The organism is Agrobacterium larrymoorei (assembly GCF_013322225.1).
GTDB classification, from domain to species: domain Bacteria; phylum Pseudomonadota; class Alphaproteobacteria; order Rhizobiales; family Rhizobiaceae; genus Agrobacterium; species Agrobacterium larrymoorei_A.
Genome location: NZ_JAAMFB010000013.1, coordinates 16,772 through 38,041, shown reverse-complemented (window position 1 = coordinate 38,041; position 21,270 = coordinate 16,772). Strand labels below are relative to the sequence as shown.

Here is a 21,270-nt window from a genome sequence, read left to right as displayed (position 1 = left end):
AGGACTTTTACTATGCGCGCTCTTCAACTCGTCGATGACCGTAAGCTTGAGAAAGTGGAACTGCCTGAGCCGGAAGCACCGGCACCGGGCGAAGTCACGCTTCGCGTCAAGGCTGTTGCGCTGAACCATATCGATGTCTGGGGCTGGCGCGGCATGGCATTTGCCAAGCGCAAGATGCCACTCACCATCGGCGCGGAAGCGTCCGGTGTGGTGGAAGCCATCGGGCCGGGTGTGTCCAATGTTCTGCCCGGCCAGCTCGTGTCCATCTATGGCGCACGCATCTGCGGTCGCTGCCATCACTGTGTTGCCGGTCGCGATAACCTTTGCGAAAATGTCGGCGGTGTGCACGGCTTCCATCTGGATGGCTTTGCGCAGGAAAAGATCAACATCCCGGCCCGTCAGCTCGTTCTTGCTCCGCCGAATGTGGATGCGGTGGCCGCAGCACTCGCGCCCGTGACCTTCGGCACGGTCGAGCATATGCTGTTCGATAATGCCAAGCTCCAGCCGGGCGAAACAATCCTCGTTCACGCAGGTGGCTCCGGCATCGGCACTGCGGCTATTCAGCTTGCCAAGAAAATGGGCTGCACGGTCATTACCACCGTCGGTTCGGATGACAAGATCGAGCGCGCCAAGGCACTCGGTGCCGATCACGTCATCAACTACCGGGTTGATCGCTTCGAAGGCGTCGTGCGCAAGCTGACGAAGAAGAAGGGCGTCGACGTCGTGTTCGAACATGTCGGCAAGGACACGTGGGCAGGCTCGATGTTCTCGCTCAAGCGCGGCGGCCGCCTCGTCACCTGCGGCTCCACTTCGGGCGTTTCCACCGAAATCAACCTGATGATGCTGTTCCAGCAACAGCTGAAGCTGCTCGGCTCCTTCGGTTGCCGCATGGAAAACATGGCGAATGCCATGCAGAAAATGGCGCGCGGCCTTGTACATCCTGTCATCGATACCGAAGTAACCTTCGAAGATATCGACAAGGCGCTCGAACGCATGGAGACCCGTCAGGTCTTCGGCAAGATCGTCCTCCGGATGGATTGATAAGTGAAACTTTTTATAACACGCGTTGTCCTGGCGCTTGAACACTTTCGCCAGTGGTTGAACGCGACCATCGCGTTCGGCGTCCTCAATCTGCTGAAGCTTTTCCCTGCCGATCCGGCTATCCGGTTCGGAGATAAGATGGCGCGCCAGATCGGCCCGAAAACGCCACGGCACAAGCTGATGCTGTTCAACCTGGCGCGCGCTTACCCGGAAAAGACGGAAGAAGAGCGTCATGAGATCGCGCTCGATAGCTGGGGCAACATGGGTCGGCTGGCAGCCGAGTATGTGTTTCTGGACCGTCTCTTCGATTTCGATCCTGCTCAAACCAAGCCTGGCCGCGTCGAAGTCGTGGGCATCGATAACTTCCTGGAGCTTCGCGACAATCCGCGTCCCTTCATCGTTTTCACCGCCCACACCGGCAATTTCGAGCTGCTGCCCGTTGCAAGCTCCGCCTTCGGGCTGGATGTGACCGTGCTGTTCCGTCCGCCGAACAATCCTTACGTTGCGGAAAAAATCTTCAAGTTCCGCAAGGAGCGCATGGGTAATCTCGTGCCGTCTCACGCGGGCTCGTCTTTCGCGCTCGCGCGTCAGCTGGAGCGGGGAGGCGGCGTTGGTGTTCTGGTGGATCAGAAGTTCCGCAAGGGCCTGCCGACACAGTTCTTCGGGCACGATGTGAAAACCAACCCTCTGCTGGCCAAGCTGGTCCGGCAGTTCGGCTGCGATGTTTATCCAGCTCGCTGCATCCGGCTACCGGATAATCGCTATCGGCTGGAGCTCGAACCCAAGGTCGAGATTCCCCGCAACGAGAAGGGTAGCGTGGATATTCAGAAAACCGCACAGCTTTTGAATGACAAGGTTGAAAGCTGGGTGCGCGAATATCCCGGCCAATGGTTGTGGTACCATGACCGATGGCACGTTAAAGACAAGGTAAAGAACGAGGAATAATACCTCCAGGAATTATTAGGAATTGACCGTGAGGGCGCTCTTAATATTTTCAGCAATGCTTATTTTGCTTCATGATTTCTGGCATTTGTAAAACGACACCGGAATATGGTAATTTAAGTTTGTGCCTGGGTGGCATAATCATTACTCGTTACATCATTTTTTACGGGCATGTCGTATAGCATGCTCTGCGCCATCGACCAGAGAGGATCGCCAAGCGCAGGTGCCGGTCGTTCGGGGAGTGTCGAGTTGAAAACATTGATAGGGTTGTTCTGGCAGCGTTATGCGGAGCTCAAGCGTGCGGTTGATCGCAATGAGGCCGACAAGATCGCTATTCTGGATCGTGAACTCGATAATCTCCTCGAAAACATCACCGTCAAGAAGAACGCGTCTGCGGCGGAAATTTTGGAACAGTTTCGCTTCGCGATAGACCTTCTCAACGAGGAAGCGGAGGATATCGGCTGCGTTCAGCGCAATTCCGACATGCTGCGCAAGCTTGTGGATCGCTACATTGGCGCAGGTCTGTCCTATAACGGCGATGGCGAAGGGGGTGTCAGCCCCTACGTTGTTCTCGATGAAGACCGTCTGGACGATTCGGATGACCGCGTCGTCGTGGTCGCGCCGGGATATCGCATCAATTACACGAATTCCGCCAATGCTTCTTCACTCGGCACGAACGCCAACGAGATCGTTGGAAAGCACATCGCCGAATTCGTCGGTATTCACCATTTCCAACACGCATTCCGTCAGAAGCTGGACGCATGCTTCAAGGGCGAGGCGGGCAAATATACCTATGCCGAAGACGTTGACGGCCAGACAATCGTCAAATCGTTCGACATGTCGCCCTGCTATTCGCCCTCGTACAAGCTGGTTGGCGCCATCATCGTGGTGAAGGAACTCGCGGATCGACGAAGCCGCGCAGTGGCCTGATCCGCAGATCCGGCTGATCAATCATAATCCTACGTATGAAAAGCGGCGCCCAACCATGGAGCGCAGCTTCTAACGTCTTGTCGGCAGATCCGTATGAAATACGCGAATGACCGCCTCGCGTATTCGCTAAGACCCTCATCTCCTGTCTCGTCCTTCAATCTACGCGTGCCGTCATTCTGGATTAAATATCTGTCTGACAGGACTACAGATTCCCCAAGATGAAGCGTTGAAATTATCGTGAGGCGGTGAGGTCGCGACCGCGCGCCGAAGTATTGTTGTGGATATTTGTTTCAGCAGGGTCTTCGAATTTGTTGGATTATTTTGACAAATATCAAATTTGTGTTCGATAATTTCGCCGGCAGTTAAATAGCGATGTTTTTCATGATGATACTATCAAATCTAGTGTATTGACCTTTGGCATCAGGTCCTTATTCATATGGTCATATGTTTATGAATCCGCTGACGGTTGGATCACGGCAGTCGCGCTGTTAAGCGTTGACGCCTTAACGATGACGTTGCTTTTCGCTCTGTCCAAGTTTCACCATCCGGTGTTTCTGGCGCGTTTAGGTAACGGGTCGTGAAGTGCTTGTGATCGCCATGGCGACGGATGGTGAGTTAAATGGAGGCTTTTTTGCTTGGTCTCTTTGAAACTTTTGCTCTAAAGCGAATGCAACTCAAGCATGCGGTTATCGCTGGGGATGACGATCTTGTGTGCCTGCTCGATAAGGAGCTGGAGCCCATTATCGATGACATCGTCGCCTATCGCGCTACCACGCGTGAAGATGTCCACAAACAGCTACAATTTATCAACAGTCTCATACGGGATGAAGCGGACGACAAAGGCAACGTGCTTCGGCGTACCGCTGCGGTGTCGGCTTTGATCGACAGATATTTGATGGGTGATGGAAAACAACAGGAGCGGCCCATCGCAGAACCCCGGATTGGTCGGCCAGCCGTCAATCAGAGCCCGGAACAACCGCTTCTCAACGAGGCCATTCTGGATGGCTTGCCGGATCGGGTCGGCGTGATAACGACCGATTATCGCTATCTGTACACCAATAATGCCAATGCGAAGTATCTGGGGCGAACGGCGTTTTCGATGGTGGGAAGCCACGTTTCCGAATTCATAGGTGACGAAGGTTTCCAGCTGCAGGCAAAGCCGGCATTCGACAAATGCTTTGCCGGGGAAAAGGTGGACTACGTTCACCATGGTCGTTTCGCGTCGAGAGTTTTCGAAACCCGTTGCAGGCTTACGCCGCTTCGTAGTGGCAATGACCACATCATTGGCGCGGTCATGGTTTTGCAGCCGGTTGAAAACGCTTCCGTACTTGCGCATCACGGATCGTAAACCGGTAGCCCTGACCAAAAGTTTTCTTGGCGACGATATGGCAATATGAGGCGGGCTTGGATCAGGCGCCGGTCACGCGTGCGATAAGCCAGCCCAATGAGTAGGGAGCGCCTGTGTCCAGCAACAGCTTCGTAGCCATGGCCAGACAGGACAGGACGAGCAGCGGGCGGATGATTTTCGCCCCATTTTTCATGGCAAGGCGGGAGCCTGCCTGAGCGCCCAGAAACTGCCCGAGCCCCATCACCAGACCCAGTTTCCAAAGGATCGCTCCGGTGAAGGTGAACACCAGGAAACCGCCGAAATTGGAGCCGAAATTCAAGAGTTTCGTGTGGGCCGTGGCCTTCAACATACCGAAGCCAGCGAGACTGACGAAGGCCAGCATGTAGAACGAGCCAGCGCCGGGTCCGAAAATTCCATCATAAAACCCGATCAGTGGAACGACCGTCAGGCCGAAAAGCAACGGGGTAATGCGGCGATGGCTGTCGATGTCGCTGATGTTTGGTTTGAAAGCGAAATAGACCGCAATGGCGACCAGCAGAAACGGCATGATTGCCCGCAATATGTCCGATGGCACAAAGGATGCCGCAAGCGCGCCCAATATGCCGCCAAGAAAGGCCATGAAAGCCATCGGAAACTGCTGCTTTAGATCGACATGGCCGCGTCGGGCATAGGCAATGGTCGCGGATGCAGAGCCGAACTGCGCCTGTAATTTGTTCGTTCCCAGGGCCTCGAGAGGGGGAATTCCGAGGATCAGCATGGCGGGAATGACGATCAACCCTCCGCCGCCCGCGATGGAATCCACAAAACCGGCGAAAATGGCGACAAAGAACAGGATGATGAGCAGCTGAAAGGCAACGTCTTGCACGGGGAGTATCCGCAGGATGTGGAGGGATTTAAGTGCCTTGCTTCTGTCATTGAATGACAATTGCCGCAACCATTTTCACCGGTGTTTTAAGCCTCTGTCGCGGAAAGCCTGTAGATGCCAGTGCAGCGATTACATTTCGCAACGAAACATTCTAATGTCCGCTGCCTGCTTCGCGCATCGAAAAAATGCGCCTGAATTTGAATGAGGGATATTGCATGCAAAAGGTAATTTTCGACACGGACCCCGGTATCGATGACGCAATGGCGTTGCTGTTTCTGCACCGTCATCCGGATATCGATCTCATCGGTGTCACCACCGTTTTCGGCAATGCGCCCATCGATATTACCACACGCAATGCGCTTTACCTGAAGCAGCAATGGGCTTTCGAAGCGCCCGTTGCCAAGGGCGCTGGCGTGACCTTCGATCCTTCGCGTCCCGAAGGCCATTTCCCCACCTTCATTCACGGTGAAGATGGCCTTGGCAATATCGGCGTTCCCGAGGCAGTCGACCTGCCGCTTGATCCGCGTCCAGCGCATCACTTCATCATCGATACCGTCAAGGACAATCCGGGCGAGGTGACGCTGATCGCAGTCGGGCGGATGACGAATCTCGCGCTTGCGCTGAAGGCCGATCCAGATTTCGCCGCGCTGGTGAAAGAAGTCATCATCATGGGCGGTGCCTTCGATATCAACGGCAATGTCAATCCCGCCGCGGAAGCCAATATCCATGGAGATCCGGAAGCCGCCGATCTGGTCTTCACCGCCCCATGGCGCGTCACCGTCATCGGTCTCGATGTCACGACCAAGACGGTTATGACGTCTGGTTTCCTTGCCGATATGGTGAAGGAAAACGGTGCCGCCGTGCAGCTTCTGTCTGACCTGTCGCAGTTCTACATCGAGTTCTACAACACCCGCACCGGCGATGGCATGGTGGTGCATGATGCCTGCGCTTGCGTCTACCTCACCAACCCGGAACTGTTTGAAACACGTAGCGGCGCGATTCGCGTCGTCTGCGGCGGTCTTGCCGATGGTCAGACGATCCAGAAACCGGATGGCACCACGTTCCCGCCGGGCAATTGGGATGGTCATCCCAGCCAGAATGTCTGCGTGAAAATCGAGCCGGATCGTGTGCTTTCCGTCATTCGCGCCGCAATTGTGCGCGGTGAGCGCGGCTGATTGATTGCACGGGCCGTTCTCTTTAAGGCTTTGCCTTGCAATTTGCGAGAATCTGGCGTTATGCAAGCAAGATTGTATCGGCTGAGCGTCGCCCACCGGCAATAATCATCGAAGTGACCGGCGTGATGCCGGTCCCCGATTGGCCGCGTGTACGGAAAAGCAATTCGTGTTTTCCGGCGCATACGTTACAATGAATGACACAGATCCGATTTGTTCGTGTCGGCTGTGTTTCCAACCGAAAAACGAACGTTATGTGGACCGGCCAATCCGGTCCATTTCCATGAGGAAAGAGATGGAAGAGTTTCACAAGGTCAAGCGTCTGCCGCAGTATGTTTTCGAACAGGTCAACCGTTTGAAAGCCAGCGCGCGAGCGGGTGGCGCGGATATTATCGACCTTGGCATGGGCAACCCTGATCTGCCGACACCGAAGGCGATCGTCGACAAGCTTTGCGAAGTCGTTCAGGACCCGCGCACGCACCGCTATTCTTCCTCCAAGGGCATTCCCGGCCTTCGCCGTGCGCAGGCTGCTTATTACGCCCGCCGCTTCGGCGTGAAGCTGAACCCGGATACGCAGGTTGTGGCCACCCTCGGCTCCAAGGAAGGCTTCGCCAACATGGCGCAGGCCATCACAGCGCCGGGCGATGTCATCCTATGCCCGAACCCGACTTACCCGATCCATGCCTTCGGCTTCCTGATGGCAGGCGGCGTCATCCGCTCGATGAATGTGGAGCCTGACGACACCTTCTTCGGCCCGCTGGAGCGTGCGGTTCGCCACTCCATCCCGAAGCCGTTGGCGCTGATCATCAACTACCCGTCCAACCCGACGGCGCATGTTGCATCGCTGGATTTCTACAAGGACGTCATCGCATTCGCGAAGAAGCATGATCTGATCGTGCTTTCCGACCTTGCCTATTCGGAAATCTATTTCGATGAGAAGAGCCCGCCACCTTCCGTTCTGGAAGTACCGGGTGCCATGGATGTGGCTGTCGAGTTCACCTCGATGTCCAAGACATTCTCCATGCCCGGCTGGCGCATGGGCTTTGCTGTCGGCAACGAGCGTCTGATCGCGGCACTCACGCGCGTGAAATCCTACCTCGATTACGGTGCATTCACGCCGATCCAGGTTGCGGCGACCCACGCGCTGAACGGTGATGGCTCCGACATTGCCGAAGTCCGCAATGTCTATCGCCGCCGTCGCGATGTCATGGTCGATACGTTCGGCAAGGCCGGTTTCGAGGTGCCACCACCAGCGGCTACAATGTTCGCATGGGCAAAAATCCCGGAAAAATTCCGCCATCTCGGTTCGCTTGAGTTTTCCAAGCTTCTCATCGAGAAAGCCGATATCGCGGTTGCTCCGGGTGTCGGCTTCGGCGAAATGGGCGACGATTACGTTCGCCTTGCGCTTGTCGAGAACGAGCACAGAATTCGTCAGGCTGCGCGTAATCTCAAGCGCTTTCTGTCGACTGCGGACGATACGTTGCACAACGTCGTTTCGCTCAACGCCCATCGTTAAGGGCAACCCGCCAAGGTGGCCGGTTCTCGGCCACCTCATTTATTTAATTAGATCAGGAATATACCCATGGCAGATTCATTGAGAATCGGCATAGCGGGACTCGGCACTGTCGGCTCTTCGCTTGTGCGCATCCTCCAGCAGAGAAGCAACGAACTTGCGATTACCTGCGGACGCGCAATTGAGATTATTGCCGTCAGCGCACGCGATCGCTCGCGTGATCGCGGCATCGATCTCAAGGGTATTACTTGGTTCGACACGCCGGAAGAACTGGCGAAAAACGCCGAGATCGACGTGTTCGTGGAGCTCGTCGGCGGCGCTTCCGGTGCCGCTGAAAATGCCGTGCGTGCAGCACTTTCCCGCGGTCTCCATGTGGTGACGGCCAATAAGGCGCTGCTGGCCAAGCATGGCGTGGAGCTGGCAAAGCTTGCAGAAGAGAAGGGCGCTCTGCTCAACTTCGAAGCGGCGGTCGCGGGCGGCATCCCGATCATCAAGGCGCTGCGTGAATCGCTGACCGGCAACCATGTGTCGCGCATCTACGGCATCATGAACGGCACCTGCAATTACATCCTGACCAAGATGGAGAAGGAAGGTCTGTCCTTCGAGGCCTGCCTTAAGGAAGCACAGCGGCTGGGCTATGCGGAAGCCGATCCGGCTTTCGATATCGAAGGCAATGACACGGCACACAAGCTGGCGATCCTCACCACGCTCGCCTTCGGCTCGAAGATCGCGGCTGACGATATTTATCTGGAAGGCATCACCAATATCTCCATCGAGGATATTCAGGCTGCTGCCGATCTCGGTTATCGCATCAAGCTTCTCGGCGTTGCGCAGCTCACCGAATCCGGCATCGAACAGCGCGTTCACCCGACCATGGTGCCGCTCGATTCCGTCATCGCGCAGGTGGATGGCGTGACCAATGCTGTCGCTGTGGAATCCGATATTCTCGGCGAGCTGCTGATGGTCGGCCCCGGTGCTGGCGGCAATGCCACGGCCTCCGCCGTTCTAGGCGACGTCGCAGACATCGCCAAAAGCCGTCCCGGTGCGCAGCAGGTGCCCGTTCTTGGCCGCCCTGCAAAATCGCTGACCGAGTACCGCCGCGCCAAGATGAAGAGCCACGAAGGCGGCTACTTCATTCGCCTGACGGTGAAGGATCAGGCGGGTGTTTTCGCCTCCATCGCAACCCGTATGGCCGAAAACAACATCTCGCTCGAATCCATCGTCCAGCGTCCTCGCATCCACGCAGAAGGCGCCCCGCAGACGATTATCCTCGTTACCCATGCCACGATGGAAGACGCGATCCGTAAGGCTGTGAAGGCCATCAAGAACGAGAAGTACCTCGTCAGCGAACCGCAGGTCATCCGTATCGAACGCGCTTGAGCGCCGTTTCTGACCATCGATAGTAAACAAAAGCCACCGACCAGTCTTAGCTGCTCGGTGGCTTTTTTCATTTAACCTACGCCATTGCCCCGCGTCTCGATGCCCGGATTGGGCTCCGGCGCTCCCGGATGCGAGGTCACGAGATATGTTACGGCGACAAAGCACGATGCCGCGACCAGCGTTCCGATGACCAGTATGGTCAGCCCCCATGGGCTGGATTTTCTGCGTGACCAGACGAAGCGCCTGTTGCGCAAGCGCTGCTTGTTCTCATGGTGATGATATTCCGGGCCGAGTTGGTCGGTGTTCGACATGATTTCAATCTCCTTGGCGCAAGGCAAACCACTTCTTCTCAAACCCAACGCACCAGCCGGGGCGGGGTTTCATCGATCCTTTTCACTTGTCTGAAATCCGGCGCGAGACCGCTTCGTAGTTTCGCTGAAAATGCTTTACGCCTTGCCCGCCACGGGCTGGCAGGACATGCTGTGGTCGTGCCGATTCCCTCGCTCTTGAGTAGCTTCGGGATTGTGAGGAAAGGCTAAGGGAGAGCTTGAGTTTGATTGCCAATCCACGCGCATTTCTGGAGCAGTTGTTTTTCGCGGCAGTGCGCGCGGCAGATCCTTATGAGGCTATCCTGCGCCACCTGCCGGAAAGGCCGAAGGGTCGGGCGGTCGTGATTGGTGCTGGCAAGGCCGCCAGCCAGATGGCGGCGGCGTTCGAGCGCGCCTGGCCTCATCCTTGCGAGGGCATCGTCGTTGCCCGCCATGGTCCAGTCGAGCGATGCGAGCGTATCGAGGTCCTGCAATCTGCGCATCCTGTGCCGGATGAGGCGGGGCTTGCCGCTGCCAAGGCTCTGATGAGGCAGCTCACCGGATTGACCGAGGATGATCTGGTGATCGCGCTGATTTCCGGCGGCGGTTCTGCACTGCTGCCCGCGCCGCCGGAAGGTTTCATGCTTGCCGACGAGATTGTGCTGAATGAGGCTCTGCTTGCTTCCGGCGCGCCGATTTCCGGCATGAACGTGGTGCGCAAGCACTTTTCCCGCATCAAGGGCGGAAGGCTTGCTGCACTTTCTTACCCCGCGAAGGTCGTCAGTCTGGTCGTTTCCGATGTGCCGGGCGATAACCCTGCCTTTGTTGCCTCCGGTCCCACCGTGGCGGATGACAGCGATGCGCAAGAGGCGCTGCGGGTAATCCGTGATTATCGCATTACGCTGCCGGAACGCATGGTCGAGAGCATCCGCCAAGCGGCTGCGCCGAAGCCAAGTGATGCCGTTTTCGCCCGCAACGAAATTCACGTCATTGCTTCGGCGCGGGTTTCGCTGATGGCGGCTGCCGAACTGGCGCGGCAAAGAGGCGTCGAGGTGTTGATCCTGTCCGATAGCATCGAGGGTGAGGCCAAGGACATCGGGCGTATGCACGCAGCGCTTGCCCGGGAATTTGCGGGCAGGGTGGATCGATCCCGGCCACTGGTGCTGCTTTCCGGTGGCGAAACAACCGTCACGATAGGTCAGGGGAGATATGGCAAAGGGGGCCGAAACTCTGAGCTATTACTTGCAGCCGCGCTTGATCTGCAAGGCGTTGGCAATGTTCTGGCACTTGCAGCGGATACGGATGGCATCGATGGTTCCGAAAACAATGCCGGTGCCTTTTGCGATGGAATGACGGTCGCCCGTATTCGCGGGAAGGGCGGTGACGCCCGTGCGTTTCTCGCTAGCCATGATGCATGGTCCGCTTTCGATCTGGCGGGCGACCTTTTCGTGCCGGGGCCGACCGGCACCAATGTCAATGATTTTCGCGCCTTTCTCATCGAATGAGATATCCGCAACGCAAACATCGTCCGGTGTCTGGCTCGGCACGTGATGTCTGGCGCGGGTCACTCCGACATTCTGCTGACGCTTCATTGGGGTGCCTGCCGGGGTTGAAGGCGTGACCGGTGAAATCGGCGCATATCTCGGCCTCTTCGCCTCCGCCTTTCTGGCTGCGACACTCATTCCCGCGCAGTCAGAATCCGTGCTGGTCTATCTCATATTGGCAAAAGAACACTCCGTTGCACTGCTCGTTTTCGTGGCAAGCCTCGGTAACATTCTCGGTTCCATCATCAACTGGTATCTCGGCAGAAGCATCGAGCAGTATCGCGGACGCCGGTGGTTTCCCGTTTCGCAAGCAAAGCTGGAGCGCGCCCAGCGCTGGTACGCCCGCTATGGCCGCTGGTCGTTGCTGGCAAGCTGGCTGCCGATCATCGGCGATCCGCTGACGATGGTAGCAGGCGTGATGCGGGAACCGCTGGCGTCGTTTCTCCTGATCGTTTCCATTGCCAAGGTCGGGCGTTATGCGGCGCTTGCTTTTGTGACGCTCGGATGGGTTTGATGGGCGGGGTGGTGTCAACGGCGTGACCCCTCACCAAGACAATCTAGGACTTCGCTTTGCGAAGTCTGAGATTATCTATCCTCTCCCACAGGGGGAGAGGAAAACCCGTCGCACCGCTTTACCCTTTTATTTAACATCGAGAAAGGGCAAAGCAGTGCCGCTCTCGGCTAGAGGGGTTTACCTCGCTCGTAATGTCAAAAATCCCGGCCAGCTTCCAAGCAAGCTTCGCCGTTCACGCGGCAGCATCTGCCCGTGGCTTGATCTTCTCATGTTCTCCATCGCCCCTTGAGGCAATGGCATTTCGGACGGGGCGTTGAAAGCTGCCTCGTTTGGTAGTTTGGTAGGTGGCACCTCTCAGCGCCCCGTTCAGCTTTTTTGGTCAGACAGCAATCCGCTTGCCATGGCTGGCAGAAACCGGATGGCAAGGGTGATAGGCCTTGCCGGAAAACCGGTCGGACATATCCAAGGTCCAACCCTTCCCATCCGGGTGCGATCCTCCATTGCTGGATCATCGCCCTGCCAGTTCGGCCGTATCTGCCTTCGGGGATGAGGGCGCTCATTCTGACGAAACGCCCGCAGCCTCGATCCGTTTTCCGCAGGACGTTCACCGGCCAGCCCCGGCCAGATGTCCGTCCTGCGATCCGTCGTCCACCTTTTCAGATGGGCGGGGCAGATGCAGCGTGTTCCTGTGTACCGCCTGATTTTCGCCTCTCATCCTCACGGTCGCGTTCGGCCTTGAGGATCATCGGCTGTCGGTACACCCGGCGGTGAAGAACCTGACGGATGGATCGAAAGCCTGCAGCCGTTGTTCGCACTGCCGCCTTCGATCCGGCCAGGTCGGGCATCGGGAGAACTGCGTCAGCCGGTCCGAAACCGACGCCCTGTTCGCCCGCCCGTTGCCGCCGGGGGGATTTGCTGCCTGACCCCGGTGATGAAAAGTCTGCGTATACACTTCACCACCAGCGCCGGTCCCGCCTCGCCGCAACGCCTTGCGGTGTATCCGTGACGGGACGCGAGCATTCTAGGCATGGGTCAGGGCAGGCTGGGAAAATTTCCGGAGAATTATTTTGCATTTTCTTCTCATGGCCAAAGTTTCCGGCATCTTCTATGGAGGGCCGGTTTATTCGGACAGGCTGGAGCGCGACATTCAAAAAGCGTTCCGAGGCAGATCCGGGTGCCAACTGACGTGGTAAAACAGGCGCAGTCGTGCGCGGCTTGGCAGGGTCGATCAGAAATGTCTTGCCTTTACCGCTTACTTGGCCGCTAAATCACATGCCGAAACAAGGAGATATTCCGATGGCCAAAGGTCAGATGCGCAGCAACAAGGAAGTCAGAAAGCCGAAGAAAGACAAAGCGGCCCCCGCCGCTGCGCCAACGCTCGGATCGCAGGTGAAGTCCAGCGAAAGCAACACGAAGAAAAAGTAAGCTCGGCCATCGCCACTCCATTTCGACGGTTTGATGCCGGAATGGAGTGCGGGTCATAAATGTCTGTTTGCCATATGACACGGCCGTCGCAAGCGCGGCCATGGAGATTTCACATTATTAAAATCATGGTACTCCTGCACGCCGCTGTCGGCCTCGACTGGCAAACCCCGCCCAAAGGTACGGGGTTAAAGACGCTTTATGAGGCCGAAGAACAGGGTTTCATCCAAATCCGCGGTGAGTTTCAGAAGCGCCAGTTTCGGCTGACGAGCCTGGGGCATGAGTATGTGGAGCGGGACAAGCGGCGGCTGCAAGCACGGCGGATGTAGGGTTGGTGCGGCTCAGGCTCTCGACCGCCGTTCACGCAGCGCCCTTGTGCAAGGCTGCTGCGGTGCCAGCCGGATCGGCGGAGATCACTTTCAAATAAGCTTTAGCGGGCTGATCCGGTTCGCTACGGTTTTGCTCCCAATCTCGCAATGTGCCGAGCGGTATCTGGTAGCGGGTCGAAAATTCTTCCTGAGTCAAGCGAAGTGCGCGGCGAATGACTTTGACTTGCGGCATACGTGGAGCAGAACGCAATTGCTCCTTCGTCATCGGCTGGTTGTCGGGATCGGCAAGAGCGTTTGCTTCCGATTCTTCGTCGGTCATAGTGTCTACGCGTTTCCAATCGGACTTGTGCAACTTATCCATTGACATCGCTATATTCCCGTCGTTCCAACCGTGTTGCTTTTCGTGCGGAGATCAAGCGGATGATATCGCCGCGCTCCGTGTAGATAACCGTAAGATATCGGTTTTGACCAACGCCGATAATCCGCCGTCGCACTTCGCCATAATTAATTGACCTATCTTCGATATCGATCGCAAACGGGTCATCGAACACAGTACAAGCGTCGGCAAAGCTGATGCCGTGTTTCGAAAAATTGGTGATTGCTTTCTGCTCATCCCACTCAAAATCTAGCATAGTTAGCTACGGGTATCCAGTATAAACATTGGAATGATTCATAGCGCAATTTGATAAGCGGCAGATATAAAACATAAGCGCAGAAATATTTTAGCGTTCAAGATAGCAATAAAGTGCAGCCGGCCTCGTTTATTGAGCGGCTGCACTTGTTATTGGTTAGGAATTATCAGTATCGCGACCATCACGCTCCATTGCCACGCCTTTGAATTTTCCTTCTGACTGCTTCACTTCCATAAAGTGGCCTGTGCGCTCATCACGTTTTTGGTAGTGACCATCAGGCCGTTCGAACTGCGTTCGCCCTGTGACAGAACCACGTCTAAAGTTATCACCAGTATTTCGAGCCATGTTTCGTCTCCATTGGCTTAATAATGCCGATGCTACCTCGACTCTGATCCTCACATATCCCATTATGACCATGCTAGCGGCTAAGGGATGCGAGTCTCTTTGCCCCGCATGAGCTTCGGCTTTTTCGCGGTATACAAGCCGGGACATTCGTGTCCCGGCTTTTGTATTTCTAAATCACAAACTTGAGTCTCGTTTTGTTCCAAGAAATAATCCAGCCCGAAGAAATCTTCGGGCCAGAAATTATTGGGTTATCCACAGCAATTATCAGCTGCAACCACTCGTCGCACCACAAGTATCGCACTTCTCGCACGTACCATTTCTCACCATCGTGAAGTTCTGGCATTCGGAGCACATGTTGCCCGTGTAGCCCTGCGCGATGGAGCGGAGGCGGCGTTCGGCTTCCTTCTTTTTGGCTTCCGTCTTCGCAGAGGCGGCGTCGGCGGCTGCCTTGTCGGAGAAGAGGGCCGTTGCGGCCTGTTCGGCTTCGGTGGCGATGGCGTCTTCTGCGATTTCTTCGGCCAGTTCCTTGGCGCGCTCTTCGTAGTCACGCTTGAAGGCGACGACTTCCGATGGGGAGGCGGCTATGGCTGGTTCCAGCTTGCGGACGGTGTTGCCGGAAATGGCGGTCACGTTGCCAGAGGCGCGGGCAGGGGCGGCGGTTGCCGAGCCTTTGGGTTCCGAGGAGGACGCGCTGCGTTCGCTGTTGGAAACCAGAGTTGGCTTGTAGCCGCGGGTCCAGCCGGTGGAGAGCAGGTTGGTTTTGCCTTCCTGAATGCCCTTGCCGAGTGCCGTGTTGGAGAAATCCGACGTATCGACATGCGCTAGATCGTGACGGCCGAGGTAGGAGACGGCGAGTTCGCGGAACACGTAGTCGAGGATCGAGGTAGCGTTCTTGATCGCGTCATTGCCGATGACCATGCCCGCTGGCTCGAACTTAGTGAAGGTGAAGGCCTCCACATATTCTTCCAGCGGCACGCCATATTGCAGGCCGAGCGAGATGGCGATGGCGAAGTTGTTCATCATTGCACGGAAAGCAGCGCCTTCCTTGTGCATATCGATGAAGATTTCACCGAGGCGGCCATCACCGAATTCGCCGGTGCGCAGATACACCTTGTGTCCACCGACGGCGGCCTTCTGGGTGTAACCCTGACGGCGGTTCGGCAGCTTTTCACGCTCGCGGCTGACGCGCTCGACCACACGCTCGATGATTTTTTCGGTCAGCGTGACAGCCTGAGCGGCCTGCGGCTGAGCGATGAGATCTTCCAGTGCGTCCTCGTCATCCTCGTCTTCGACCAACGATGCGTTGAGCGGCTGGGACAGCTTGGAACCATCGCGGTAGAGAGCGTTGGCCTTGAGAGCCAGCTTCCAGGACAGCATGTAGGCTGCGCCGCAATCTTCCACCGTCGCATCGTTCGGCATGTTGATGGTCTTGGAAATCGCACCCGAGATGAAAGGCTGGGCAGCAGCCATCATGCGGATGTGGCTCTCGACCGAGAGGTAACGCTTGCCGATCTTGCCGCATGGGTTCGCGCAATCGAAAACGGGCAGATGCTCTTCCTTCAGGAATGGTGCGCCTTCCAGCGTCATCGCGCCGCAGACGTGAACGTTTGCTGCTTCGATGTCCTTCTTGGCAAAGCCGAGATGCTCAAGCAGGTTGAAGCTCATGTCGGAGAGCTGCTCGTCGGAAACCTTTAGCGTGTCCTTCAGGAAGTCCGCGCCGAGCGTCCACTGGTTGAAGACGAACTTGATGTCGAAGGCGGACTTCAGCGCGCCGTTGACGGCTTCGATCTTCTCATCCGTGAAGCCCTTGGCCTTCAGCGAACCGGGGTTGATGCCGGGTGCCTGATTGAGATTGCCGTGGCCGACTGCGTAGGCTTCGATCTCGGCGATCTGGCTTTCGGAGTAACCGAGCGAACGGAGCGATTCCGGTACTGCGCGGTTGATGATCTTGAAGTAGCCGCCGCCTGCGAGCTTCTTGAACTTCACCAGAGCGAAGTCAGGCTCGATGCCGGTGGTGTCGCAATCCATGACGAGGCCGATCGTGCCTGTTGGCGCGATAACGGTTGTCTGGGCATTGCGGTAGCCGTTCAGTTCGCCAAGTTCCAGAGCCTTGTCCCATGTAGCAACGGCGTGGGTGATGAGGTCCTGATCCGGGCAATCGGCATGGATGAGCGGAACCGGATTTACCGACAGGCCTTCGTAACCATAGGCCAGACCTTGCGCGGCACGACGGTGGTTGCGGATGACGCGCAGCATGTTGTCACGGTTCGGTGCAAAGCCCGGGAATGGGCCAAGCTCGCCAGCGATCTCAGCCGATGTTGCGTAGGAAACGCCGGTCATGATGGCGGTGAGGGCACCGGCGATGGCGCGGCCTTCGTCGCTGTCATAAGGAATGCCCGAAGACATCAGCAGGCCGCCGATGTTGGCGTAGCCGAGGCCGAGCGTGCGGTATTCGTAGGAGCGTTCGGCAATTTCCTTCGATGGGAACTGCGCCATCATGACGGAGACTTCGAGAACGACGGTCCACAGGCGAACGGCGTGTTCGTAGTCCGCGATATCGATGTTCTTGGTCTTGGCGTCCTTGAACTGAAGCAGGTTCAGCGAGGCAAGGTTGCAGGCCGTGTCGTCAAGGAACATATATTCCGAGCACGGGTTGGATGCGCGGATTGGACCTGCGGCTGGCGATGTATGCCAGTCGTTCATGGTGGTGTTGAAGTGCAGGCCCGGATCGGCAGATGCCCATGCTGCGTGGGAGATCTTTTCCCATAGCGCGCGTGCCTTCAGCGTCTTCATGACCTTGCCGTCCTTACGGGCGGTCAGGTTCCAGTCACCGTCGTTTTCGACTGCGCGCAGGAAGTCATCCTTCAGTGACACGGAGTTGTTGGAGTTCTGGCCAGATACCGTGAGGTAGGCTTCCGAATCCCAATCGGTGTCGTAGGTCTTGAATTCGATGTCCTTATAGCCCTGCTGGGCGAACTGGATGACGCGCTTGACGTAGTTTTCCGGCACCATGTCCTTCTTGGCAGCGCGGATTTCGCGCTTGAGGGCAGGGTTCTTGGCAGGGTCGAAGCAATCGCCGTTATCGCCTTCGCAATTGACGCAGGCCTTCATGATGGCCTTCAAATGCTTGGCGACGATCTTGGAGCCGGTCACGAGAGCGGCAACCTTCTGCTCTTCGTTCACCTTCCAGTCGATATAGGCTTCGATATCCGGGTGATCCGCATCGACGACGACCATCTTGGCCGCACGACGGGTCGTGCCGCCGGACTTGATGGCGCCCGCTGCGCGGTCACCGATCTTGAGGAAGCTCATAAGGCCGGAAGAACGACCGCCGCCCGACAGCTTTTCGCCTTCGCCGCGCAGGTAGGAGAAGTTGGAGCCAGTGCCGGAGCCGTATTTGAACAGGCGTGCTTCACGCACCCAAAGGTCCATGATGCCGCCTTCATTAACCAGATCGTCTTCGACGGACTGGATGAAGCAGGCATGCGGCTGTGGGTGTTCGTAAGAGGACTTGGACTTGGTCAGCTTGCCGGTGAAGGGGTCGACATAGAAGTGGCCCTGGCCGGGGCCATCGATGCCATAGGCCCAGTGCAGGCCGGTGTTGAACCACTGAGGGGAATTCGGCGCAACGCGCTGGGTTGCCAGCATATAGGCGAGCTCATCCTTGAAGGCGAGGGCGTCTTCTTCGGACGAGAAATATTTGCCCTTCCAGCCCCAGTAAGCCCATGTGCCGGCCAGACGGTCGAACACCTGACGCGCATCGACTTCAGAACCGTAACGCTCGTCTTCCGGGATATCCTTCATCGCCTTTTCATCGGCAACGGAACGCCAGAGGAAGGAAGGAACGTCGTTTTCTTCGACCTTCTTGAGGATCTTCGGAACGCCAGCCTTGCGGAAATATTTCTGCGCCAGAACGTCGGTCGCAACCTGGCTGAACTGCGCCGGGACATCGATATCCGCGAGGCGGAACACGATGGAGCCGTCGGGATTCTTGATTTCGCTGACGGCCTTGCGGAAGTCGATTTCCGCATAAGCAGACTGGCCTGGCTTCGTAAAGCGGCGTTCGATGCGCATCGTTTTGTCCTCGTCCTTTGGCGCCCTTGAACTGGGCGCAGAAATACGTTCCAGCCTAGCGCCTCGTTACGCTTGAGCCGGTCGTTTGCCGATATGGGTGAAACAATCATCCGTGGATGTTGTTCCTGTATCTCGTGGTGATTTCGGCTGCAAGCATACTATATATAGTATTAACAGTTTCTTGCCGCCAGTCCCAGCATTATGTTTTGACGACCGCTCAAGCCCACAGACATGCCGATGCGCTCCATCCCCTCATGGCCGGAACGCAGACAAACGCGTGAACTGAAACAGGTGAAGAACCGCAGGAGAAACTGCCAGCTCCGTTGCCGCCGCAACATGAATGCTACTTTTAGAAAACGTGCTGATTCCGTCAAGCGTTAGTTTGCAACCGTTTATTAACCACAAGATATGGTGTGGAGTGGTTGTGGAAAACGGGGAAAGAAAAACCCCCTATAAAATTCAGGCACTTGAGTGGGGCAGGGCAGGTTTTCTAACCTTGCGTGACGCTTGCCTAACCTAACGGAGGGCACGAAAAACGTTATTTCTTGAAGATTTTTCTTGTTGCGTACAGGCAACAGAAAGCGCGGCTTTCCACAAGAGATATGCGAATGGGAGAAACAGCGAGGGGGAGGGCCACAAAATCTAGTGGATGGTAGTGGGTTCAGCAGATGTGCGTGGGCCGCGCGGACCCGTACATCCGCTACTCTGCGCAAGTGCCGGAAACGAAAGAGCCGCCCGAAGGCGGCCCTGATCTCAATATATCGTATGTGGAAATGCGTTATCCGCGCGCGCCCTTGGCGATTGGCTCCTGGAAGGAGAAGCCCATGTCCCAGGGGAAGTAGATCCAGGTATCCTGGCTGACTTCTGTGACGAAGGTATTGATCGTCGGGACGCCGGAGGGCTTTGCGTAGACGCAGGCGAAATGGGCCTTTGGCAGCATTTCACGAACTTCCAGCGCCGTCTTGCCGGTATCGGTCAGGTCATCGACCACGAGAATGCCTTCGCCCTGTTTTTCCAGAAGGTCCGGGGAAATGCCCTTGAGCAGAACGGTTTCGCCCTGGTTGACATAATCATGGCGCGTGGCGATGCAGACCGTGTCGATGAGGCGGATATCGAGTTCGCGGGAAATGATTGCTGCTGGAACGAGGCCGCCGCGGGTGATGCAGACGATGGCCTTGAACTCCTGGTTCAGGCCGGCAAGACGCCATGCAAGAGCGCGGGCATCGCGGTGAAACTGGTCCCAGGAAACGGGAAAGGCTTTATCGGGAAGGGACATGAGGCGTCGACCATCTGGTAAAAATTGCTGATGGCTTTGGCTAATAGCGGCAGATAAGCCAAAAAATCAAGCCGGTGCAGCAATCTTTAGGTTTCGAACATGCCCGTCGTGGACTGACGTTCACGTGCGCCGCAGGCCGCTTCGCCGCAATAGGTCAAATCTGGTCCCTGTCCTTTTCCACGAACATGCCGATAACCGTATTACGGCCCGCGTCCTTTGCCTTGTAAAGAGCGACATCCGCGCGCGCCAGCAGCCTTTGAAGCTTTTCGTTGGTACGTGCCTCGATAACGCCGAAGCTGCATGTGACGCGCCCTTGCGGTAACGGATCGACATAGCTTGCCTGAAAGGCGGTCCGCAGGCGCTCGGCGATACCAAGTGCGGCTTCTCCGGTGGTGCGCGGCAGGATGATGCAGAATTCCTCTCCGCCGATCCGGGCAGCGACATCGTAAGGCCGGATATGATCCTTTACGATTTCGCCGACCACCATCAAGACCTTGTCGCCGATATCGTGACCATGCTCATCATTGATGTTCTTGAAGTTATCGAGATCGAACAGAATGACGGACAGCATTTCCTGCGTGCGCGTCGCCTGCGACTGGATGGTGGGAAACTGTTCGGTGAGCGAGCGACGGTTGCCGAGCCCGGTCAGAAAATCCGTGGTCGCCTGACGCTTGAGCTGCTTCGTCAGTTCTTCAACCTGAAATATCATCGATTTGGCTGCATCTGCGACGACGCCGATCTCGTCCTTGCCGCCAGCAGGAAGTCTCATGACGGACTTCTCCTGCGGATATTTCTTAAGCGCCGACGCCAGATGATTGAGAGGGCGGATAAACCGCCAGATCGCCAGCAGGCAGATGCCGGTACCGACAACCGTGGCCAAAAGGACCAGAACCACGACGGAAACAAGGCTGGGCTCGAACCCTATGGCAAGGAAAAGAACCAGCGCAATCAAAGGAACGTGGACGCTGACAAAGCAGACGAGAAAAATCTTGGCAATCAGGGACGTCTGGAACCGTTGGATGATCGGCAGCTGTTCAGTTTCCATTCCCGTCCCTTCACACTCTTGGATCTCGCCCGCTCTTATCGTGTCCTGCCTGGCAAGCCAACGCATAGTCTGGTCGAAGTGCGGCTCCTATATGTCGTGCAGCCAACTGGCACCACTGTGTGTTTCGATTGGTGCTTTTTTATGAAAACGAAAAATGCACACCAGGTCCTGCAGCATGGGCAGAAAACGTGTCTGGCCGGAGGACTTTATGCCTTGGGGCCTGCTATTTTCCGATTGCCGATTCCGGCGGGGCAACGGCTTTTCGAGAAGAAAAAGACTGTTCAAACCCATCTCGCTCGTCAAAATAAGACACTGTTTTCAATGCAGAATCCTTGTTTTCCAAGGGATTTGGGATGCGCTGTCATTTTTTTGTAAAAAGATGCAATTTCCCGCTTGCCGGATCAGAAATGTCTGACTATAAGGGCGCCACACCACAAGCGTTACGCGCCCTTCGTCTATCGGTTAGGACGTCAGATTTTCATTCTGAAAAGAGGGGTTCGACTCCCCTAGGGCGTACCACTTGGGTTCAAATTTCCCCGACACAGAATTGAACGGTTGCCGCTCTCGGCTTGATCGCACTTTGCGTTTCC

General features: G+C 56.5%; 20 protein-coding genes and 1 tRNA gene. 12 read left to right on the top strand and 9 right to left on the bottom strand.

Annotation, left to right across the window (positions count from 1 at the left end; translation table 11 throughout):
* Window positions 1-12 precede the first annotated feature (12 nt).
* The 4 genes from G6L28_RS08015 to G6L28_RS08000 all read left to right on the top strand — a co-directional run bounded on the left by G6L28_RS08015 (window position 13) and on the right by G6L28_RS08000 (window position 4,261).
* Complete coding sequence (locus G6L28_RS08015; RefSeq protein WP_174063263.1) at window positions 13-1,041, top strand: zinc-binding dehydrogenase; 1,029 nt, start codon at window positions 13-15, stop codon at window positions 1,039-1,041.
* 3 nt (window positions 1,042-1,044) lie between these two features.
* Window positions 1,045-1,986 (top strand): lipid A biosynthesis lauroyl acyltransferase, encoded by a 942-nt coding sequence (locus G6L28_RS08010; RefSeq protein ID WP_174063262.1) that lies wholly within the window; start codon window positions 1,045-1,047, stop codon window positions 1,984-1,986.
* Between the two features lie 246 nt (window positions 1,987-2,232).
* Window positions 2,233-2,913, top strand: a complete 681-nt coding sequence (locus G6L28_RS08005) for a PAS domain-containing protein (RefSeq protein ID WP_174063261.1) — start codon at window positions 2,233-2,235, stop codon at window positions 2,911-2,913.
* A 619-nt stretch (window positions 2,914-3,532) separates the two neighbouring features.
* On the top strand, window positions 3,533-4,261 hold the full coding sequence (locus tag G6L28_RS08000; protein WP_174063260.1) for a PAS domain-containing protein: 729 nt from the start codon (window positions 3,533-3,535) through the stop codon (window positions 4,259-4,261).
* 61 nt (window positions 4,262-4,322) lie between these two features.
* Here the strand turns inward: G6L28_RS08000 and G6L28_RS07995 are convergent, their stop codons facing one another.
* Window positions 4,323-5,126, bottom strand: a complete 804-nt coding sequence (locus G6L28_RS07995) for a TSUP family transporter (RefSeq protein ID WP_174063259.1) — start codon at window positions 5,124-5,126, stop codon at window positions 4,323-4,325.
* A 215-nt stretch (window positions 5,127-5,341) separates the two neighbouring features.
* Here G6L28_RS07995 and G6L28_RS07990 point away from each other — a divergent pair, with 215 nt between their 5' ends.
* The 3 genes from G6L28_RS07990 (at window position 5,342) to G6L28_RS07980 (ending at window position 9,191) form a co-directional block, all read left to right on the top strand.
* Window positions 5,342-6,301 carry a nucleoside hydrolase gene (locus G6L28_RS07990; protein WP_174063258.1) on the top strand — a complete coding sequence of 320 codons (960 nt, stop codon included), beginning with the start codon at window positions 5,342-5,344 and terminating at the stop codon, window positions 6,299-6,301.
* A 292-nt stretch (window positions 6,302-6,593) separates the two neighbouring features.
* Window positions 6,594-7,814, top strand: coding sequence for an LL-diaminopimelate aminotransferase (locus tag G6L28_RS07985; RefSeq protein ID WP_174063257.1), 1,221 nt, complete (start codon window positions 6,594-6,596; stop codon window positions 7,812-7,814).
* Window positions 7,815-7,880: 66 nt separating this feature from the next.
* Window positions 7,881-9,191, top strand: a complete 1,311-nt coding sequence (locus G6L28_RS07980; RefSeq protein WP_174063256.1) for a homoserine dehydrogenase — start codon at window positions 7,881-7,883, stop codon at window positions 9,189-9,191.
* A 71-nt stretch (window positions 9,192-9,262) separates the two neighbouring features.
* Here the strand turns inward: G6L28_RS07980 and G6L28_RS07975 are convergent, their stop codons facing one another.
* A complete protein-coding gene (locus tag G6L28_RS07975) occupies window positions 9,263-9,502 on the bottom strand; it encodes a hypothetical protein (RefSeq protein WP_234902501.1) in 240 nt (79 codons plus the stop codon).
* Window positions 9,503-9,744: 242 nt separating this feature from the next.
* Between G6L28_RS07975 and G6L28_RS07970 the strand changes: the two genes are divergently transcribed.
* Both G6L28_RS07970 and G6L28_RS07965 read left to right on the top strand, forming a co-directional pair.
* The gene (locus G6L28_RS07970; protein ID WP_174063255.1) at window positions 9,745-11,004 is read left to right on the top strand and encodes a glycerate kinase type-2 family protein; all 1,260 of its coding nucleotides are present in this window, start codon (window positions 9,745-9,747) and stop codon (window positions 11,002-11,004) included.
* 112 nt (window positions 11,005-11,116) lie between these two features.
* Window positions 11,117-11,557 carry a VTT domain-containing protein gene (locus tag G6L28_RS07965; protein ID WP_174063254.1) on the top strand — a complete coding sequence of 147 codons (441 nt, stop codon included), beginning with the start codon at window positions 11,117-11,119 and terminating at the stop codon, window positions 11,555-11,557.
* Between the two features lie 656 nt (window positions 11,558-12,213).
* Here G6L28_RS07965 and G6L28_RS07960 read toward each other — a convergent pair.
* A complete protein-coding gene (locus G6L28_RS07960) occupies window positions 12,214-12,402 on the bottom strand; it encodes a hypothetical protein (RefSeq protein WP_174063253.1) in 189 nt (62 codons plus the stop codon).
* A 451-nt stretch (window positions 12,403-12,853) separates the two neighbouring features.
* Here G6L28_RS07960 and G6L28_RS23050 point away from each other — a divergent pair, with 451 nt between their 5' ends.
* Entirely contained in the window at window positions 12,854-12,982 is a 129-nt protein-coding gene (locus G6L28_RS23050) for a hypothetical protein (protein WP_272955838.1), read from the top strand.
* A gap of 125 nt (window positions 12,983-13,107) precedes the next feature.
* On the top strand, window positions 13,108-13,308 hold the full coding sequence (locus G6L28_RS07955; protein ID WP_174063252.1) for a hypothetical protein: 201 nt from the start codon (window positions 13,108-13,110) through the stop codon (window positions 13,306-13,308).
* Between the two features lie 31 nt (window positions 13,309-13,339).
* Here G6L28_RS07955 and G6L28_RS07950 read toward each other — a convergent pair whose 3' ends face one another.
* The 6 genes from G6L28_RS07950 to G6L28_RS07925 all read right to left on the bottom strand — a co-directional run bounded on the left by G6L28_RS07950 (window position 13,340) and on the right by G6L28_RS07925 (window position 20,680).
* Window positions 13,340-13,627: a helix-turn-helix domain-containing protein gene (locus tag G6L28_RS07950; RefSeq protein WP_174063251.1), complete on the bottom strand. Its 288-nt coding sequence runs from the start codon at window positions 13,625-13,627 to the stop codon at window positions 13,340-13,342.
* A 34-nt stretch (window positions 13,628-13,661) separates the two neighbouring features.
* Window positions 13,662-13,940, bottom strand: a complete 279-nt coding sequence (locus G6L28_RS07945) for a BrnT family toxin (protein ID WP_174063250.1) — start codon at window positions 13,938-13,940, stop codon at window positions 13,662-13,664.
* Window positions 13,941-14,096: 156 nt separating this feature from the next.
* Entirely contained in the window at window positions 14,097-14,285 is a 189-nt protein-coding gene (locus G6L28_RS07940) for a hypothetical protein (protein WP_174063249.1), read from the bottom strand.
* Between the two features lie 264 nt (window positions 14,286-14,549).
* Window positions 14,550-18,359, bottom strand: a complete 3,810-nt coding sequence (locus tag G6L28_RS07935) for a vitamin B12-dependent ribonucleotide reductase (protein ID WP_174063248.1) — start codon at window positions 18,357-18,359, stop codon at window positions 14,550-14,552.
* Window positions 18,360-19,137: 778 nt separating this feature from the next.
* The gene (gene gpt / locus G6L28_RS07930; protein ID WP_174063247.1) at window positions 19,138-19,635 is read right to left on the bottom strand and encodes a xanthine phosphoribosyltransferase; all 498 of its coding nucleotides are present in this window, start codon (window positions 19,633-19,635) and stop codon (window positions 19,138-19,140) included.
* A 154-nt stretch (window positions 19,636-19,789) separates the two neighbouring features.
* Window positions 19,790-20,680 (bottom strand): GGDEF domain-containing protein, encoded by an 891-nt coding sequence (locus tag G6L28_RS07925; protein WP_174063246.1) that lies wholly within the window; start codon window positions 20,678-20,680, stop codon window positions 19,790-19,792.
* Window positions 20,681-21,124: 444 nt separating this feature from the next.
* Between G6L28_RS07925 and G6L28_RS07920 the strand changes: the two genes are divergently transcribed.
* Window positions 21,125-21,199: transfer RNA gene (locus G6L28_RS07920), tRNA-Glu, on the top strand.
* Window positions 21,200-21,270: the final 71 nt, after the last annotated feature.

Bases quoted from the DNA above. Each gene is read 5' to 3' on its own strand.
- G6L28_RS08015 (WP_174063263.1), top strand. From the start codon at position 13: ATGCGCGCTCTTCAACTCGTCGATGACCGTAAGCTTGAGAAAGTGGAA.
- G6L28_RS08000 (WP_174063260.1), top strand. From the start codon at position 3,533: ATGGAGGCTTTTTTGCTTGGTCTCTTTGAAACTTTTGCTCTAAAGCGA.
- G6L28_RS07990 (WP_174063258.1), top strand. From the start codon at position 5,342: ATGCAAAAGGTAATTTTCGACACGGACCCCGGTATCGATGACGCAATG.
- G6L28_RS07985 (WP_174063257.1), top strand. From the start codon at position 6,594: ATGGAAGAGTTTCACAAGGTCAAGCGTCTGCCGCAGTATGTTTTCGAA.
- G6L28_RS07980 (WP_174063256.1), top strand. From the start codon at position 7,881: ATGGCAGATTCATTGAGAATCGGCATAGCGGGACTCGGCACTGTCGGC.
- G6L28_RS07975 (WP_234902501.1), bottom strand. From the start codon at position 9,502: ATGTCGAACACCGACCAACTCGGCCCGGAATATCATCACCATGAGAAC.
- G6L28_RS07960 (WP_174063253.1), bottom strand. From the start codon at position 12,402: ATGCCCGACCTGGCCGGATCGAAGGCGGCAGTGCGAACAACGGCTGCA.
- G6L28_RS23050 (WP_272955838.1), top strand. From the start codon at position 12,854: ATGGCCAAAGGTCAGATGCGCAGCAACAAGGAAGTCAGAAAGCCGAAG.
- G6L28_RS07955 (WP_174063252.1), top strand. From the start codon at position 13,108: ATGGTACTCCTGCACGCCGCTGTCGGCCTCGACTGGCAAACCCCGCCC.
- G6L28_RS07950 (WP_174063251.1), bottom strand. From the start codon at position 13,627: ATGACCGACGAAGAATCGGAAGCAAACGCTCTTGCCGATCCCGACAAC.
- G6L28_RS07945 (WP_174063250.1), bottom strand. From the start codon at position 13,940: ATGCTAGATTTTGAGTGGGATGAGCAGAAAGCAATCACCAATTTTTCG.
- G6L28_RS07940 (WP_174063249.1), bottom strand. From the start codon at position 14,285: ATGGCTCGAAATACTGGTGATAACTTTAGACGTGGTTCTGTCACAGGG.
- G6L28_RS07935 (WP_174063248.1), bottom strand. From the start codon at position 18,359: ATGCGCATCGAACGCCGCTTTACGAAGCCAGGCCAGTCTGCTTATGCG.
- gpt (WP_174063247.1), bottom strand. From the start codon at position 19,635: ATGTCCCTTCCCGATAAAGCCTTTCCCGTTTCCTGGGACCAGTTTCAC.
- G6L28_RS07925 (WP_174063246.1), bottom strand. From the start codon at position 20,680: ATGGAAACTGAACAGCTGCCGATCATCCAACGGTTCCAGACGTCCCTG.